The organism is Clostridium sp. UBA6640 (assembly GCF_002455975.1).
Lineage (GTDB): Bacteria > Bacillota > Clostridia > Clostridiales > Clostridiaceae > Clostridium_J.
Genome location: NZ_DKLM01000059.1, coordinates 1 through 17976 on the forward strand (window position 1 = coordinate 1; position 17976 = coordinate 17976).

The window sequence follows — 17976 nt, forward strand, 5'->3', positions numbered from 1 at the left end:
AAGAATTTTTGTTATAGAAATTTAAAGAAAACCTAATCTAAGCATTTATTCTTCTTTTATAACTCTAATGAAATTTCTTTTAGCTATAGTAAAGAAAATTAAGTATATAATTATAAAAATTAAAACAGTTATTATAAAAGTTTTTGTTAAATCTTCAAAAAGCATTTTACTTAAAATTCTTATAGCAAATATACTGTGAAGTATTCCTAAGGTTAAAGTTAATATAAAGAATATTGAAATCTGCTTATTTACTGAAGCAGCTATATCATTATCATCTATTCCTAACTTAATTAGTATTTTGTATTTTTCCTTATCGTTGTTTGCATCATCAAAGATTTTAAAGTATACTATACTACCAGTAGCTACAGCAAATACTATAGCTAAAAAGCATCCTATAACATATACAAATTTAACCCAACTATCACTATCCTTTTTATCTAAATAAAAATAATGCATTGAATTATTTCTATCTTTATCTACCATACTTTCTAATTCTTTTGTTAATACTTTCGTATTTTCCTCATTATCTACCCTTATTCCATAAAAGTTTATCTTCTTTAATTTCCCTTCCAATTCACTATATTTTCTATCATTTATTATCAACAAATCTGATGGATATATTCCACCAAGAAAAGGAATCTTAATTTTTTCACTTACTAAAAATTGCTTATTATCTACTATAAATTCACCTGTTTTTTCTCCTAAACTTAAAGTTGCTAAGGTTCCTGCCTTTTGTACATAAATGCAGCGGTTTTCTTCTGTTAGATTTGAATTCATACTATTAACTAGCTCATAATTTCCAAGCTCTTTTAAAGCTCTTATAAAATCTGAATACTTAACAAAGGAAATAAATCCGTATTTGTTATAACCATCTATATTATCTGAATATAATAGATTGAGCTTCACCTCTTTTGTAATTTTATGATTGCTTTTTTCTATTGCATTTTTTATAGATTTTTCATTTATATCTTTTGTGGAAGCATAAGAAAAAGTATATAGATACTTATTTTTCATACGGTTTTTATAAGTATGGTTCATAGTTATAGCTGTTCCTAAAGCAGTAATAGTAGCTGCAGCTAAAATTACTACTGTAGCATAGGTTTTATAATTTGTTCTTATTCTATAAGCAATATTACTTATACTTATTACATTTACTCCTTTATAAAAAAAGCTTTTTCTTTTTATAAGATGTTTTAAAACTACTGGCAATGCTGCTCCAAGTAACCCATAGGTGCCTAAAATTATTAATATTAGTGCAGTTAATGTTTTATTAAAATTATCTGCTGCCAAATAAGCATTTCTGTATCCTAATACAATAATAATTATGGAAATTATTGCTATAATATAGATTAAAACACCTATTTTAGGCATTTTGTCCTCTTTTCTTGCAGCATTAAATAAATCTATAAGCTTACATCTAGCTATATTTATAAATCCCTTTAAAGACATAATTAAAAATATAACTAAAAAAATTAATATTGTGCTTCCTATAGATTCAAAAGTTATATCAAAATTACTTTCTGTTTGAAAACCAGATGCTTTAATTACAATCATTTGAAACAATTTAGTAGAAAAAATTCCAATTACTATTCCTAGTAATATTGAAAATAGTCCTAAAAGTAAAGTTTCAAAAAAGAATATTTTCCCTATTTGATAATTATCAATCCCCATAAAAGCATATATTCCAATTTCCTTTTTTCTTTGTTTTAAAAATATGTTGGTAGAAAACCATATGAAAAATCCAAGGAATACTATTAACATAATAGTTATAGTCTTTAGCATTATTGAACAATAACCTTCTGCCACTTTATCAAAGCTTTTTATAGTTTCCCCATATCGCAGGCTCTGAAAATTAAATAAAATTGCTACAGAAATTGTCATTGCTATAAGATGAATATAATATACTCTAATATTATTTTTAAAATTTTTTAACGCCATCTTAAAAGAGTTCATTATTTCCACCTCCTAAAGAAGCAAGCAATTCTAATATTCTTCCATAGTACTCCTTTCTTGATTCATTTCTATCTAATCTTGAATAGGTCTTACCATCTTTTATTAATAAAACCTTTTTACAAAAACTAGCAGCAAAAGCATCATGAGTAACCATTATAATGGTAGAATTAGTTTTTTCATTCAATTTTGATAAGCAATTTAAAAGATCTGAAGAAGACTTAGTGTCTAATGCTCCTGTTGGTTCATCAGCAAAGATTATACTAGGAGATGTTATAATTGCTCTTGCTGCTGCTCCCCTTTGCTTTTGTCCACCTGATAGCTGATAAGGATATTTTTCTAAATGATCATTTAAGCCGAAAAAATCTGAAAGCTCTAAAACCTTCTCTTCTATTTCTTTATGATTTTTTCTTGATAATGCTAGCGGAAGTGCTATATTATCTCTCAATGTCATATTATCTAAGAGATTAAAATCTTGAAAAATAAACCCTATCTTATCTTTTCTTAATTTTCATAATTCCTTATTACTCAATTTACCAATATCTACTCCATCAATAATTATGTTTCCCTTTGTTGGCTTGTCTATAGTTGACATAAGATTTAACAGAGTTGTTTTACCTGCTCCAGAAGGTCCCATTATCCCTAAAAAATCTCCTTTTTTAACCTCCATATCAATATTATCTACTGCAACAGTAGTAAAACCTTTTATTCCATAGGTTTTAGTTAATCCCTGAATTTTTAATACTGAATTCATTTTTAATACCTCCAAATATATACAATTGAGAATTGACTATTGACAATGTACAATTATTGAAACTTCTCTTATAAAAGAGNNAAGAAATTAATTTATAAAAATTGATTTCAATAATAATTCTACATTTTGCATAGTTTATCTATTCTGTACTTTAAGTTTAATCTATCAAAAAAACATTTTCCCTCTCTTTAGATTACTTTATGGAACTTAAAGTTACATTTTTGTAATATTAAAATAATCTGATATTTTATAAAAGCTTATGGTGAATTCAGTAAATTCATTTTCTTTTGATGTTACTTCTATTTTATGCCCTAGCTTATCTGCGATCTTCTTAGAAAAATATAATCCCATACCTGTAGATTTATAGGTTTTCGCCCTTCCATTAGTACCTGTATATCCTTTATTGAAAACCCTTTCTATATCTTCTTGTAATATTCCTATACCATTATCTCTAACATGAAGGCTGATGATTTTTTCATCTTCATCGCTGTAAATTTCAACTTTCCCATCTTCTCTAGAATATTTAATAGCATTATTAATCATTTGATCCAATATGTAAAGAATCCATTTCTTATCTGTAAGAACATTGTACTCTAAATTACCAAGCTCTAAATCGATTTTATTTGTTATAAAATAATATGAATTCTTTTTAACTCCTTCTCGTACAAGCTTTTCTAAAGACAGTTCCTGTATTAATAAATCTTCTGAATAGCTATTTGCTCTAGTACTGTATAATACCTGATTTACTAAAAAGTTAATTCTATCCATTTGATTTTTTATATTTCTTGAAGCCTCTATATCTTCTAATCTATCTGTTATAAGATCACAAATAGATATGGGGATTTTTATTTCATGAATCCATTTTGAAATATATTCATCAATTTCATCTATGTTTTCCTTTAAACTTTTAATTTCATCATATTTTATTCTATCCTTTAAAATTAGAATATCTCTTATAATTTCATCTTGGCTTGATTCTCCCTTTATATCTAAAGACCCTATATCACTAGATTCCATTATTAGCTTTTTAAGCTCTCTATATCTTGTATTCCATTTCTTATAGGAAATAAATATGTATACAATAAATACTGAGATTACTAAAAAATTTATATATAAAATATCTATTACGACCTTATTTACATTCGCATTACTATATATAAATAAATTTAAAATTATAAGTATTACTATTTGGCAATAGATAAAGTATTTATTTTCTTTTAAGTATTTATAGATATTCATTCTATTATATATCCTAAGCCTTTCTTAGTTTTTATAAAATCCTCAATACCTATCTCCCTAACCTTTGTTCTAAGCCTATTGATATTTACAGTTAGAGCATTGTCATTTATAAATTCATCATTCTCCCAAAGACTCATCATAAGTCTATCTCTTGATATTATTTTTCTTTGGANNAATATTTTAAGTTCATTTTTAGTAAGCTCTAGTTTTTCATCTTTATGTATTAAGATTCCTTTCTGTATATCTAACATAACATTCTTATAACTTATAAAATGCCCCTTATCATCTCCATAGGAATAGGTCCTTCTTAAAAGAGCATTTAATTTTGCTATCAAAATATCTATTTGAAAAGGTTTATTTATATAGTCATCTCCCCCATTATTAATTGCCATAATTATATCCATATTAGAATTCCTTGAAGAAAGAAAAATTATTGGAACTTTAGATATTTCTCTAATTTTTTTACACCAATAAAATCCATCAAAATAAGGTAAATTTATATCCATAATAACTAGATGAGGCTTAATCGATATAAATTCCTCCATCATATTTTCAAAATTCTTCAGAACTTCAACATTAAACTGCCACTTGTTAAGTGCCAAATTTATTTCTTTAGATAAATTGCAGTCATCTTCAACTAAAAGAATACTATACATATCTTGTCCTCCTATATTCTTAAAATCTTTATCTTATTTAATCTAATATCATAATTTTAGCATTTATATATGTAAAATTATGATATACTCATATATAAAATATATCATGATTGTTAATTATTATATAATGTTAAGGGGGTATAATCTTTGCAAACTATAGGTATCATTGGCGCAATGGATTTAGAAATTGAGCTTATTAAAAGTAGCATAACCATATTAAAGGAAGAAATTTATGCTGGCTTTAAATTTTATATTGGAGTTTTTAAAGATGTAAATTTAGTATTGACTTCTTGCAGTATCGGAAAGGTTAATGCAGCAGCTTGTACTCAAATATTAATTGATAAATTTGGAGTTACCAGTATAATTAACACTGGCATAGCAGGAAGCTTGAATAATGAAGTGAAAATATGTGATATAGTAATTTCTAGCAATGTTACTTATCATGATGTTCGTAAGGAGCAGATGAAAGGATGGTTTCCTTTTGTTGAGCATTTTGAAACAAGTAACTTATTAGTAGAAATTGCTGTACAGGCTTATAAAAACATGGAAATAAAAAAATTCAATTACCATATTGGAAGAATTGTAACTGGTGAAGCTTTTATATCCGATAATGAAGTAAAAAGCAAAATTATAAAAAGCTATTCTCCTCACTGCGTTGAAATGGAAGGTTCTGCAATTGGACATGTTGCTTATATTAATAAAATTCCTTTCATTGTCATTAGAAGTATTTCTGACAATGCTGATAATGATGCACATACTAACTATGATAACTTTGAGAAAATATCAGCTAATAATTCTAGTAATTTAGTATTGAATATGCTTAAAATAATCAATGATGGAATTGATTGAAAATCATATTAAATATTTAAAATTCTATAAGTTTCTAAAATGTGGAGATTATTTCTAATCAAAATAATTTCTTTAATAGATTTTTTAACTAGCAATACAATTGCTAGTTTTCTACCTCTGGGGAACAGTAGTGATGCCCTTTTGGGTTATTGTCAAGAGGAACTTTTTTTGACTGGGAAAAATGGCTGCATAAAATCCGAAGGTAATTTCGATTGTCATTTCATTCCCTGCGCCGTATGCATAATTGACTTGTACCAAATTTAATTTGAAAGGAGCGATAAAATGAGTACACAGCACGGACCGATAACAGTAAAGCCAATCAGCGAAGTTGCTAAATATATAAAGACCTTGATACCAGCAAATATATCCGAAACATATGCGCTGAAGCCCATGTTTGAAAGCGTTGCAAGCGAAGAAAATATACGAAATGGTGTTATTGCCTTCAGGGATTTTTTATATTTATTTTGCGACCGCTTAATTTCAGACGGGCATTTATATGCCAAGCCACCAAAAAAACCGAGTAGCATGGCAGACTATCCGTTTTTGCATAATATTACAAATATATTGGTTGAGGTTGGTTATCATAGCAAGTTGGCTGAAAGTGGTGATTCATTATTAGTAACTGAAATGCCGTCATGTACTGCCTTAATTGATGCAAATGGAAAAAAGAAAAGACCTAAAATACCTGTTTCTAGCCAAATTGAATGTTTTCGGTTCTTAACTCTCTGCGGTTTTGTCTTTACTGGCATTGACTTAGAAGCAAAGAGGCTTAATATTTCAGAAGGGCAACTGTTAGAAGTGTCATATCCGAATGCCCCTATCTTGCTGGCGGGGTTAAAAGCCCTGTCGATTGCGGATATGGAGTTGCGAACAGGAAGAAGGTATTGGAACGATAATAATCTCTTGCGGTGCGATTATAGGCTAATGAAAGCGGAAGATACAGACATACTCGACGTTTTGAAGGATTTTTTACATCCGTTACCAGAAAAAATTCAAGAGTTCGCCTTAAAACTACATCAACGTTATGTAGATGTGGGAATGACTTGCACAATGAACATATTAGGTAATGTTAATTTTTCTTATGCACATATAAGCAAAAGCCGAAAGGCCTTATCCACACGGGATATATATCAGCAAAGAGTATGGGAGTTTTCTAATTCTATAAAAAATGGCTACTGTTTATTTGTGAGGGCTAAAAAAACTGATAAATATGCAGATGTTATTGAAAAATTTCCTTTATCTTTACAGGAAAAAATCGCAAAAGGATATGGCTGTGACAGGAAGCGTAATGAACGCTGTCAGGGCGGTTGTCAGGGGATTCGTATACCTTTAGATACTTCAATACTTAATATCAGCAGATATATTGAAACATGGCTTGATAATGAGCTGCCGAGTTCATTAAGAAAATAAGCAAACTGCCATTATTTGCTTGCTTTTGGGAAGTTGCATATGCTTATTAGAGATACAACTGCCTTGATTTTTGCAAGCCCCTTTTTGGGCGTGGGCTTTGGTTTTTAAGCCCTGCAAAGGCGGCAAGGCGGGCTTCTCCCGAAAACGAGAGGGCAGAAGCCCTTTTTTCAGCCAGTTAGGTTTTAACCCAAGCCGTGGTCATATCTATGTTTTTTAGTCTGTGGCTTTGGTATCAGTTCGTCAATTTTATTTTGTATGCCCTTGGTTAGCCCATAATGCTTTTCTATATCTTGAGCTATATCGTCAAATCCTACGTTTTTAGAGTGCGTAATGGCGTAGTTGTGTGGCTTGTAATAGCCGTTCTTGCTCTGGTTTCAAGCCATCAAGTTTTAAGCAGAGTCATACAATAATGAGCCGTTAGCCTTTGCCATAGCGCCAATGCTTGCATAGGCGTTCTGCAAGTCCTCTTTTAGTTCAGCGACTTGTTCCGTCAACTCCTCCGCTCTGCTCTTATAGTGTTTCAAGTTTATTGTTGCTGTTTTGTACAGATTGTTAGTACTTTTCTGTTGATTGTATAATTCCGTGGCTTGCGACATTTTTTTGTTAGCTTCAGATATTTAGGATTTAGCCTTTTCTTCAGCCTTTTTAGTGGCGGATTCTACCGACTCCCTCTGTTTTTCAGTCAACTCTTTTGCCTTGATAGCAGTATCACGTTCCTCGGTTGCTGTGTTTTTATCTGAAATGGCGGTATTACGCTCCGCTTTGAATTTCTTGATGTTAGCCCTATCTTTAGCACTTAGCCGTGCAGCCTTTAAAACCGTAAGGACGTGCTCATTTGTTGTGTTTGGTAGTTCTATTATGGTATGAAGTTTTTTATTGTTGCCCCAACCTCGTGTTTCCTCCCTCATGCCGTCAATCATAGATTTTACACGTTGCTCAAGTGCTAATTTGACCTCAATCTGTACACTTTCTTGTGCAAGCTATGCCTTGGTTTTTTCTAGCTTGCTTTTTCTTCGGATATATCGGCTTGGAGTTCGGCTGTGGCTTCTGTTTTTACTTCGTTGTAGATTTCATCCATAATTAGGGGCCTATAGGTTGTGAATTGTGAATCTAGTAGTATTAGTATCAATACTACTAAATGTTAATTACTTTCAGAGATAGATCAAATTTAGAGATAGTACATCTATATAAATATTATCCTAATCTAATTGAATAAGGTGCTTGATTAAGAATTTCATCTTAATCAAGTACCTTATCTAATTTCTAGTAGTTGAGTAATATACTACTCATTCATCAAAAGTCTATTGTACTGGTTCAGTAGCTTGTCTAATTCTTGGCTAAGTTCTACTAATTCAGTATTTGTCAGCGTTTCACTTTGATTCATCAGTAAGTGCATTAAGTTTCTCAGTTCTTCAATCTTTTGTATTATTTCCTGTTTTTCTGACATAATATCCCTCCTTTCATTATGTAAACTATATCAAATGAAAGAAGGGGTAATATGCTGTTGTAATTTCAAAGAAATATAAACGAGATATAATTATAAAATAATCTTTAAATGCACAAAAAAACAAGCCCATCTATAAGGCTTGTTTTTCTACTTTTATTATATACAATTATAAATTAGTTAACTCATCATATTTTGAAATAACTTTATTCACTATTCCATAGTCAACTGCTTCATAAGCATTTAACCAGTAATTTCTATCTGTATCTTTTTCAACTTTTTCTAATGGTTGACCAGTAGCTTCACTAATTATGGTATTAATTCTCTTACGTACTCTTAATATCTCCTCAGCTTCAATACCAATATCTGTAGCTTGACCATTAAATCCACCTAATGGCTGATGTATCATATATCTTGTGTTTGGTAGTGAATAACGATTTTGCTTTTCAGCAGCAAGATAAATTGTGATACCAGCACTTGCAACCCAACCAGTACCAATTACAATAACCTGTGGCTTAATAAATTTAATCATATCATGAATTGTATCACCAGCTTCAACATGACCGCCTTGGCTGTTGATAAATAATTTTATCGGTTCATCCCCCATTTCTTGTAGGATTAAAAGTTGCTTAGTTACTTTTTCTGCTAAAGCTTGATCGATTTCCCCAGAAATTACTATAGCTCTAGATTGTAATAGCTTTTCTAGCATTACACTTGAAGTTTCTTTTTCTTGTTTTTGTTCTTCATTACTCATAGTATCATTCTCCTATCAATTTAATATATTTAAATCTAATTATAACAATATAGTTATTCTCAACTATTTTTAGCTCAATTAATTATAACATAATAAGCCAAAATTTGTTAATAACAAGTTAAAGTGTCAACTTAATCATTTACTCTTCTCTATATACTTAAACAATATTTTTAGATATCCTTTATTAAAATATCAGATTTCAGTCCAATATACGATAATAGAAACAGATTTTGATTGTGGCGTAAAAAATACCGTAAATTCATTTTTGAATAACACGGCATTTAGAAAAATTATTCTGCTTTATATTTTGGTCATTAAATAAAAAGATTATCCTTATAATTTGTATTATAAGTTGGAGGCTGATTTCAATTTAATCGGTATAAATGTTTCCATTTGCGCCCATCCTTGTGCTTTTATAATCTCTGGTGGTGTAATAATATGTCCCATAGCATAATGATTTTGACGAATATCCAGCTCGAAAATATCAGAATTCTTAATATATTCCAAGGCCTCCTTATATAACTTACCATTTGTTTCTTCATCCCCATCTTTGTAAACATAAGTTACATAGTGCCCACCTTCAAAATCAACAACTTCGTTGCCACCATCATCCATATCCTCACTCAATGCCAGCCACCATACTAGCCCTTGTTTTTCTTCATCAAAAAACAAAAAATCTCTGGGCATAAAACTATCTCTTTTAGATGGATTAACTGCAGAAAAATACTCATTAAACTTTCCTAAAATACCATTACTGGAAAAGTTGAATTCTTTATCTACCCCAGATGATGATGCTTTGAACGGTGGCAATGATATTATCCTAAAATCCATAAAAATACCTCCTATTATTTTTTAATCACTAATTTATCTTCCTGTTATAAGCAATATATGTTTCGCAACATATTATAATTGTGATTTAAACACACCAATTTTACCCATATTATAACATATTTTCAAATACCGTACTATTAAATCTATAAATATTATAATTTATTAATTAATTCGCCAAATAATCAAATTATGGCATAAAAAATACCGCAAATCCACTTATGAATACTGCAGTATTTTAATACATTATTTTATATTTACTTTTTAAATTCATTGACAAATTGGAATTTATCTAGGTAGTTCAATACTTAGATTACAAACTATACTATATTTATAATCAATCAGATATATTTAACTAATTGAATTCACATAATATTCCTCATCAAAATGATACCCTAATTTCTCAGCAAGTGCCACAGACTCTAAATTGGAGGCATCCCAATTAGGATATATATTCTTATCTAAACACTCCAATATAACCTTTGATGCACAGGCTAATGCTAGTCCCCTTTTTCTATATTTTCGTTTTGTTCCAATGGTGATGTCAATAATACCATTACAATAACTGTATGAAGACGCTCCTGAAATTATTTCATCTTCATGAATAATTATATATCCAATTCCATTGTCCTCAAAATCATCTAGGGATGAGAAATTTGAGCAACAATCTGCCATAAAGTCATCTTCTAATACCTTGTTATAATTAGTTGCATCTATTTTCTCAATCTGAAATTCTTGTTCAATATTCTTAATAAATCCCTTAAGTTTTTCTCCGTCAAAAACATCTGTTTCTTTTTTTATTGCATATCTAATACTTTTCTTATGATTAGTTGCAAAATGCTTTTCTATAAATATATCCCAATACTTATCATAATTAACAATCAGTTTACCCTTATATTGTTCAAGAATATGCTTTATATAACTTTCTTCTTCTTTCTTCTCATTAATCCCTAGTAAAAAACAAAAGTCTGCAATTGAAACTATTGCAGTTGATGGATTTTCTTTATTATCTACCCAAGCTACTCCCTCCATCTTTCCTTCGACTAAAGCCTGTAGTTCAACATTTCTATCTCTGCATTCCTTGATTAGCGGAATAATAGAAGTCATTTCTTGTTTTGTTAATTCTATCATAAAATCTCCCTCTCAATTTGCTTGTAAATTAATTAGCATTTATTTAAACTAACTAGTTCGTAAAATAAAATATTCACTCTTCACTCTAAATAATTAACTAATTCATAAATTCCTATTTATCTATATATCTTATACAAATAATTTTTACTTCGCATTTTATTTGTCCCTCATATCATAGCATTTGTTACTCGTGCACAACATCTTACTATTACAAACTAATTATAACATATATTGTAAATACCGTATTATTTAATTTTAAAAGAACATCTTTTCATTTTAATTTGCCTTTTAATCATAAGGTTGTAAAACCACGTGTCGCCTTATATTTCAATTGCGGCTTAAAAAACCGCAAAATTCAATTCATGAATAATGCGGTGCTTAAGTAAATCGTTCATTTTTTCAGTTGTAACATTAAATAAGAAAGATACGACATAGCTAAAGCTAAAATTATATTATTTCAACTCTATAAATTGGAATTTGTAGAACAGTTTGAACATTAAGGTAAGCTTATAATTAACATAAAAATTTTTTCATTATATTACATTTTCTCTAATATTCTAAACATAATTTTAAAACTACTCATAACAATATAATTAATCTATGTTAGAATAAATATTCATACCATTTAATTTTTATAACCATTCAGTAAATTCCTTAATAGCAGTTTTATCATTATTATTTAAACGCTTAAACATTTCTATCACTTTATCTTCAAAGTAATATTCCCTTACATAATATTGAAATAAAATATTCTTAAGTTGAAGTTTTTCCAAGATTCCTTCAGATTTCACCTCCTCAATTGATCTTAAACATGTTTCTTCCAACTCTTCATAAAAATCTTCAAATTCGTCAGTACTCCAAAATGAATCTTCATTATCATATTCCTGCCTCTCAACCATACTAATATAATCCTCATTCAGAATATCAAATGCACTCTTTCCAACATCCCAGTGACATGATTCCTCAGAACAATATTTATAATACATAAGCCGTGAGCGTGATTCTTTCTCAGAATATTTCTTTAAATTCTTTTCATATTCTTCCTCAGTATTGACTATTGTCCAAAAATAACTATCTTCAAACTGATTTGCATATGCTAAAGAAAACATATATGGTCTTTCATTATCATATGTTTCTTTTAAATCTTCCATTGCTACTTTTATCGCTGATTTAAGTTTCATACTGAATATCTTCAAATCACTTCGTATTTTATCGGTATTCCATACTTTATTTTCACTCATATATTCCTGTAAATATGTATTATAATATTCGATCTGTATTTCCTTATTCATTAATATCCCCCATATCTGTATTTAAAAACTTTTTTCTAAATTACTATTTCTCTATGAATTATATAAATAATCTTTATATCACAATTTTTATAATTATGATTTAATTGATACTAAAATTGTACCATGTTTTCTATATATCTTCATGTCGATATAAAAACATAATAATTTTAAGACACCGCATTATTCAATTTTAAAAGAACATTTTTATTAATTAATTCCCAATATAATCAAACCATAACATAAAAAACACCATAAAATTCAAGTTTGAATAATACAGTGTTTTTGATAATTCATTTACTTTTTCAATCATTTTGCTAAATAAGAAAATTGTGAAGCATCAACCATTAATTTTTAAATCTAATGTGGTAAAAATTTGAAATATGAAACAAGTCATTTAAGGTCATTTGAATATTGTTTATTATACCCCATTCTTTTTTTTATTTGTTTTTTCAAAAAAACTAAAGTAATCCTTAACTTCAATATATGGGCTAAATTCTTGAAGCATTTTTAATTTTTTTATTGCTAGTTTCAATTCAATATTGCCTAAATTATATTTTTTAATGGCCCGATTAGTTCTATTATTGTTTGATTTTGAAGAAGGAGCATCAAATATAACTTCACTATTAGGAAAGTTTTTAGCTAAATTATTGAAGAAAACTTTTATATTTTCTTCATCATAATATGCAAATAAGCCTCCTGCTAGAAAAAAAATATTATCATAGTCTTTTTTTATATCATTAAACCAACTAGCATCTAAAAAAGATTTAGCAATGCACTTTTCTCTATTACTCTCAGGTAATAATTTTTTTCGTAATTCTATAACATCTGGTAAATCAATATTGTACCAATTTATCTTGCCATTATCGACTCTAAAAAATGTTGTATCAAGTCCTGCGCCTAGATTTACTATTACTGAATTGGGATATTTGCTAATAAAATCTTTAATTGCATTATCAAAGGTTTTTGCCCTAACAACAAACATTAATCTTTTTAATAAAGTTGAATTTTTTTCAATAACTGAAAAGTCATAATCTAATTTTTTCACTAGCTGATAGGCTGTTTGGTCATTTATAATAGGATTAGACATTTCAGTTTCTTTTGCCCTACTCCATAACGGTATTAATAATGTGTTTTGTATGTTGTTTAGTTCAACTTTAACTTTATTATCCATATTACACCTTTATTCCAAATGAAAAATCCATCTTTATATTATTGACTTTTTATTTCACCTTAACCTACTTATATCTTTTTAATAAATCAAGTAAGACAAAAATCCTATAAGACATAAAATAGTTGTTATTATTGAAAATACTGCAACTATCTTAGTTTCATGCCAGCCAGACAATTCAAATGAATGATGAATAGGTGCCATTTTAAAAATGCGTTTACCAAACAATTTAAAACATACTATTTGAATTACCACTGAAATTAATTCTAATGCATAGATTCCTCCAACTATCATAACTATGAGAGGATTTTTAAGAATCATGGCAACTGTAGCAACAACCCCACCTAGAGCCAAAGAACCAGTATCCCCCATAATTATTTTAGCTGGAAAAGAATTGAATCTTAAAAAACCCAATAATGAACCAGAAACACATCCGCAAAAAATTGATAATGTATAATAACTCATACTAAAGCTTATTACTGCAAAGAATGCCATTATTAATAAAGTGACTGTAGCAGCAAGACCATCCAAGCCATCAGTAAAGTTTACTGCATTGGTTGTTGATGCATAATAAAACATGATAAAAGGTACATATAAAGATCCAAGATCAAATAATTTTCCAGTAAACGGAATGATGATTACAGAACCAATAGAAGAATTAGTGTAACCATAAATTGAAAATATGAGTGAAACGATAATTAGTAATATCATCTTTTGAATAGGCGTCAATCCTTGATTTTTTTTATGTACTTTTTTAAGATAATCATCTAGAAAACCAATACATCCAAAGGCTATATAAGCAGATAGCACAATAATGATTTCATCATTATATACTTTTATTAAAAGTGGTATGCAAATTACTACTGATATAATAAAAATAATGCCGCCAAAGGTAGGTGTGCCCGCCTTTTTCTTATGAGTTTTTGGACCTTCTTCACGAATATTTTGCCCTAATTTTAGTGTTTTGAATAATGGAACTAAAAATGATGCTACAATAATAGAAACAAAAAAACTTAGCAATACAGCAAAAACAATATTCCCCATAATAATCTCTTCCTTACTTGTAAACTAATTTATTTTCATTAGGTAATGATATAATTGTATAAGCATTAATACATTGAGTATGATAATACATTAATCAATTTGGCTCAATGAATATGTATAAATATCAAATATACTTGAAAAATATAAAATCCTAGCTTGAATAATATTCAACTATTTTGAATTTTGTTATAATAAAATGGTATGGGAGGGATTGATTTGAGAGAATATCTATATGAAATTAAAGAGTTAGATGAAAAAATTAAAAATAAATTAGAATATATAAAGCACAATTCTGATATGAAAAGTAATAACATTAACGAAATAAAAGCCTTAAAAAACACTATATATGAAAAGGCATCTAAGACATTCATTTATAATCTTAAGAAACTTATTCAAATAGAATCCACACAAAAGAAATTTGCTAACAAAACTGGCATTTCAGAGGATTTGCTTTCTAAATATAAATCAGGTAAAGCTTTTCCCTCTATAGAGACCTTACTATATATTTGTAATATATATGATTTAAGTCTTGATAGATTAATTAATATACCTTTGAGTACACGAGAAATCGAAATGTTAGAAATTAAAAATGAAATTGAAGTTAAAATATTTAAAGAAAGATATTTTGTATATTTTTTAGTTACGAACATAGAGAAAGAAGGAGCTATTCATGAAGGTATAATTGACATTTGTAATAATAATGTGAAGTTTAAGATTTTCTCTAATGCTGAAGTTATTAAATATTTTGTTGGGAATTACAATATTTCTGATAAACTTATATTCTTTAACTTACATGATACAAATAATGATGTTGCCTATATAAATATGATTAAGCCTAATTTAAATAAGAATAAATATATTGGTGGTTTAGCAATGCTAATGCTACCTTCAGATGCAAATAGTAAGCCTTGTGCTCAAAAAATTCTATTTAGTTCAAACAAGTTAGATAGGGAATTACATTATAATAAGTTACAAGAACTTTTGAATTTTCACATTGAAGAAGTGACTTTGGGTAATATAAAAATATCTCAATGGGAAGATGAAATTGCCTATAATTTTATACGAAAGCATAAATAAATGGGATGAATATTTTTATTTTCTTACTTAATGAGTGATCAATAGCAAGATAAAATGTGGTTAAAAACAGCTTTTGCTAGCCGGACAGAGCTATGGATGGATTTTATAGATTTAAATATATCTTTGTATTATAAAACAAAAAAGATAGCAATGCTTTTTGTTTTATTTAAAATATAGATTTAAATCCATATTATAACATATACTTTGTCCCTAATGACGGATTCCCTCATACTAATCCTTGTATACAACTTAGAAGTAATTGTAACATCTTTGTACTATTACTACATAAGTATTTTGAATAAATATATAATACTTATATTTTTAAACACCGCATTATTCAGTTGTCAAAGAATATCATTTACATTTAAACTTTGATTAATTGAGTCATACTTTATTTGTATTGTGGCATAAAAATGCCGTAAAATTCATTTCTGAATAATACGGCATTTAGAAAAATTATTTAATTTTATAGTTTAGTCGTTAAATAAGAAAAATGTGACATGCTATGAATGAAAATAATTAATAATAGAATCATTTTTTTCACGTAATTTATCAGACAAAATACGTTCTGTCCCATGTCCTATCATAGTTACGATAATACATCCACTCCAAACATATAACATCCCCATTCCTAATGAAAAACATACTGAAGATAATATTTTAGGAATAACTGAACGATTTATCTTTTGTCCACATATTATGTCTTGAGCAAAAATAAATTGTATCCATAAGATGGTATTTAATAATATTGATATCAAATCAGCATTATTCAGTTTCATATTTCTTAATACAATCATGAAAAATGTCTGCATAAAGAGTCTTTGAGGTATTTCCATTGAAATGCCAAGAAGTGACCATTCAAAGAAATTATGTTTTTCACATTTCTCAAAACTTACAATATATGACGTTAAAAATATAGTAACTAAAAATATAATAATATTTTTAAAAGTAAAAATACCTACAATATTAAGCACTGGGACTTTAACTGGTGCATTAAAATATAATATAAAAAAAGCTACCAAAAACAATAGTTGAAATACGTATTTCGATAATTTTGTATTGATGTTTGTTTTTTTAAATAACATTAATATCAGTATTTGGAGACCAAATACTATACTAGCAATTAAGGATGCAATTATATACCATACTAATATCATCTTATATACTCCTTGTTCTTCTATTTCTGCTTCGTAATAATCTACAATGTAGAATCATTTTAACTAAATTATAACATATATTACAGAAATATCATAAATATTTAAATACCGCATTATTCAATTTTCAAAGAACATTGTTCGTATTTCAAATTTCAATAGTTATGTCGCCTAACATTCATAATGTAAATTAACTTCACTTAACTTTTCCTTTATACTCATCTTTATTATCCCAATCTAACTTTTGACTGCATCTCCTGCACTTTCCCACGTCACAAAGAAACATTTTGCAACTTGGGCAAAAGTATGCAATCCCAAGTTCTTTATCATACTTCCAAAGAACACTTTTTGCCATTCTTTCTTACTCCTTGTTACCCTTAATATTTGAAACATGTCTAATAGTTTTTAGGGAAGAACTCAATTCTATTATTTGTATCAAATATATGGTAAAATTAAACATGCATGATGCCTCATACAAATATTTCTTGAGTCGTGAAAATTGTATAGTGCACATTACAATTAACTAGTTAAATGCAATTACTATAATTGAGAGGATGATTATTAGATGACAAAAATATCTAATCAACAAATTATAATTGACATAGCGCCGCTAAGAGCAGCGGACCGTAACCGCTGGAACATTTTGGCTCGAAGTTACAAAACCTTTTATGAGACTGAGCTCTCTGATTCCGAATACGACAGAGTTTGGAACCATTTGCTGAACTCCGATGAAATCTTCGGTTTTGGCGCATATCTTCAAGGAAACTTGATTGGTATCACTCACTACCTGTTTCATCGCACTATCTGGATGGAAAAAGTCTGTTACCTGCAAGACCTCTTTGTTGATGAAGTTGCCCGTGGGCATGGTGTGGCTCCNNCTATCCACTTGAATAAAGTAAGCATGACCATTGTATCATCACATCCGGCTTCCAGCCGGATTAGACATATACCCCAACGTAAATACACCACCTACATTCTCCCACGCTTGCCTTTGTGCTTTAAAACTATATATTGTTTTATATTTATTTTTAATTGCGACTACTCTCATAGTTATTTTTCTCGGAAACATCATCACCAAGCTTTACAAAATCACCTTGTTCATTAAATATCATTCAACCATAGTTCCATTTTTGCATTTCCAAAGCCTCATATGATTTTCTCTTTAAATTCAGACCTATTTATGTTATATTTTAATCAAATCACGACATAAAAAATACCGCAAATTC

17 protein-coding genes and 1 pseudogene are annotated in these 17976 nt (G+C 28.5%); 4 read left to right on the forward strand and 14 right to left on the reverse strand.

Annotation, left to right across the window (positions count from 1 at the left end):
* Positions 1-45 precede the first annotated feature (45 nt).
* The 4 genes and pseudogenes from B2W91_RS06155 to B2W91_RS06170 all read right to left on the reverse strand — a co-directional run bounded on the left by B2W91_RS06155 (position 46) and on the right by B2W91_RS06170 (position 4599).
* Positions 46-1953: an FtsX-like permease family protein gene (locus tag B2W91_RS06155; RefSeq protein WP_291579449.1), complete on the reverse strand. Its 1908-nt coding sequence runs from the start codon at positions 1951-1953 to the stop codon at positions 46-48.
* Positions 1940-2704 (reverse strand): annotated as a pseudogene (locus tag B2W91_RS06160) (ABC transporter ATP-binding protein). The gene B2W91_RS06155 and the pseudogene B2W91_RS06160 overlap by 14 nt, the downstream one beginning before the upstream one ends.
* Positions 2705-2917: 213 nt before the next feature.
* Entirely contained in the window at positions 2918-3943 is a 1026-nt protein-coding gene (locus tag B2W91_RS06165; RefSeq protein ID WP_291579452.1) for a sensor histidine kinase, read from the reverse strand.
* Positions 3940-4599 (reverse strand): response regulator, encoded by a 660-nt coding sequence (locus B2W91_RS06170; protein ID WP_291579454.1) that lies wholly within the window; start codon positions 4597-4599, stop codon positions 3940-3942. The genes B2W91_RS06165 and B2W91_RS06170 overlap by 4 nt, the downstream gene beginning before the upstream one ends.
* A gap of 147 nt (positions 4600-4746) precedes the next feature.
* Between B2W91_RS06170 and B2W91_RS06175 the strand changes: the two genes are divergently transcribed.
* Both B2W91_RS06175 and B2W91_RS06180 read left to right on the forward strand, forming a co-directional pair.
* On the forward strand, positions 4747-5448 hold the full coding sequence (locus B2W91_RS06175) for a 5'-methylthioadenosine/adenosylhomocysteine nucleosidase (RefSeq protein WP_291579455.1): 702 nt from the start codon (positions 4747-4749) through the stop codon (positions 5446-5448).
* Positions 5449-5730: 282 nt separating this feature from the next.
* The gene (locus tag B2W91_RS06180; RefSeq protein WP_291579456.1) at positions 5731-6858 is read left to right on the forward strand and encodes a hypothetical protein; all 1128 of its coding nucleotides are present in this window, start codon (positions 5731-5733) and stop codon (positions 6856-6858) included.
* A gap of 617 nt (positions 6859-7475) precedes the next feature.
* Here B2W91_RS06180 and B2W91_RS06185 read toward each other — a convergent pair.
* From B2W91_RS06185 to mraY, 8 genes are all read right to left on the reverse strand, one after another.
* Positions 7476-7778 carry a hypothetical protein gene (locus B2W91_RS06185; protein ID WP_291579457.1) on the reverse strand — a complete coding sequence of 101 codons (303 nt, stop codon included), beginning with the start codon at positions 7776-7778 and terminating at the stop codon, positions 7476-7478.
* 362 nt (positions 7779-8140) lie between these two features.
* On the reverse strand, positions 8141-8305 hold the full coding sequence (locus B2W91_RS06190; RefSeq protein ID WP_291579458.1) for an aspartyl-phosphate phosphatase Spo0E family protein: 165 nt from the start codon (positions 8303-8305) through the stop codon (positions 8141-8143).
* A 166-nt stretch (positions 8306-8471) separates the two neighbouring features.
* Positions 8472-9056 (reverse strand): ATP-dependent Clp protease proteolytic subunit, encoded by a 585-nt coding sequence (locus B2W91_RS06195; RefSeq protein WP_291579460.1) that lies wholly within the window; start codon positions 9054-9056, stop codon positions 8472-8474.
* Positions 9057-9401: 345 nt separating this feature from the next.
* On the reverse strand, positions 9402-9887 hold the full coding sequence (locus B2W91_RS06200) for a hypothetical protein (protein WP_291579461.1): 486 nt from the start codon (positions 9885-9887) through the stop codon (positions 9402-9404).
* Positions 9888-10235: 348 nt separating this feature from the next.
* Positions 10236-11015 carry a GNAT family N-acetyltransferase gene (locus B2W91_RS06205; protein WP_291579462.1) on the reverse strand — a complete coding sequence of 260 codons (780 nt, stop codon included), beginning with the start codon at positions 11013-11015 and terminating at the stop codon, positions 10236-10238.
* Between the two features lie 632 nt (positions 11016-11647).
* The gene (locus tag B2W91_RS06210; protein WP_291579463.1) at positions 11648-12307 is read right to left on the reverse strand and encodes a DUF4303 domain-containing protein; all 660 of its coding nucleotides are present in this window, start codon (positions 12305-12307) and stop codon (positions 11648-11650) included.
* 418 nt (positions 12308-12725) lie between these two features.
* Entirely contained in the window at positions 12726-13478 is a 753-nt protein-coding gene (locus B2W91_RS06215; RefSeq protein ID WP_291579464.1) for a class I SAM-dependent methyltransferase, read from the reverse strand.
* A 78-nt stretch (positions 13479-13556) separates the two neighbouring features.
* A complete protein-coding gene (gene mraY, locus B2W91_RS06220) occupies positions 13557-14519 on the reverse strand; it encodes a phospho-N-acetylmuramoyl-pentapeptide-transferase (protein WP_291579465.1) in 963 nt (320 codons plus the stop codon).
* Positions 14520-14735: 216 nt separating this feature from the next.
* Here mraY and B2W91_RS06225 point away from each other — a divergent pair, with 216 nt between their 5' ends.
* Entirely contained in the window at positions 14736-15596 is an 861-nt protein-coding gene (locus tag B2W91_RS06225) for a helix-turn-helix domain-containing protein (RefSeq protein ID WP_291579466.1), read from the forward strand.
* A 503-nt stretch (positions 15597-16099) separates the two neighbouring features.
* On the opposite strand, the gene B2W91_RS06230 is transcribed toward B2W91_RS06225, so the two are convergent.
* Together B2W91_RS06230 and B2W91_RS06235 are read right to left on the reverse strand one after the other, a co-directional pair.
* On the reverse strand, positions 16100-16753 hold the full coding sequence (locus B2W91_RS06230; RefSeq protein ID WP_291579467.1) for a hypothetical protein: 654 nt from the start codon (positions 16751-16753) through the stop codon (positions 16100-16102).
* A gap of 193 nt (positions 16754-16946) precedes the next feature.
* Positions 16947-17105 (reverse strand): hypothetical protein, encoded by a 159-nt coding sequence (locus B2W91_RS06235; RefSeq protein WP_291579469.1) that lies wholly within the window; start codon positions 17103-17105, stop codon positions 16947-16949.
* Positions 17106-17315: 210 nt separating this feature from the next.
* On the opposite strand from B2W91_RS06235, the gene B2W91_RS06240 reads away from it, so the two are divergent.
* Positions 17316-17855, forward strand: a complete 540-nt coding sequence (locus B2W91_RS06240; protein ID WP_291579470.1) for a GNAT family N-acetyltransferase — start codon at positions 17316-17318, stop codon at positions 17853-17855.
* Positions 17856-17976: the final 121 nt, after the last annotated feature.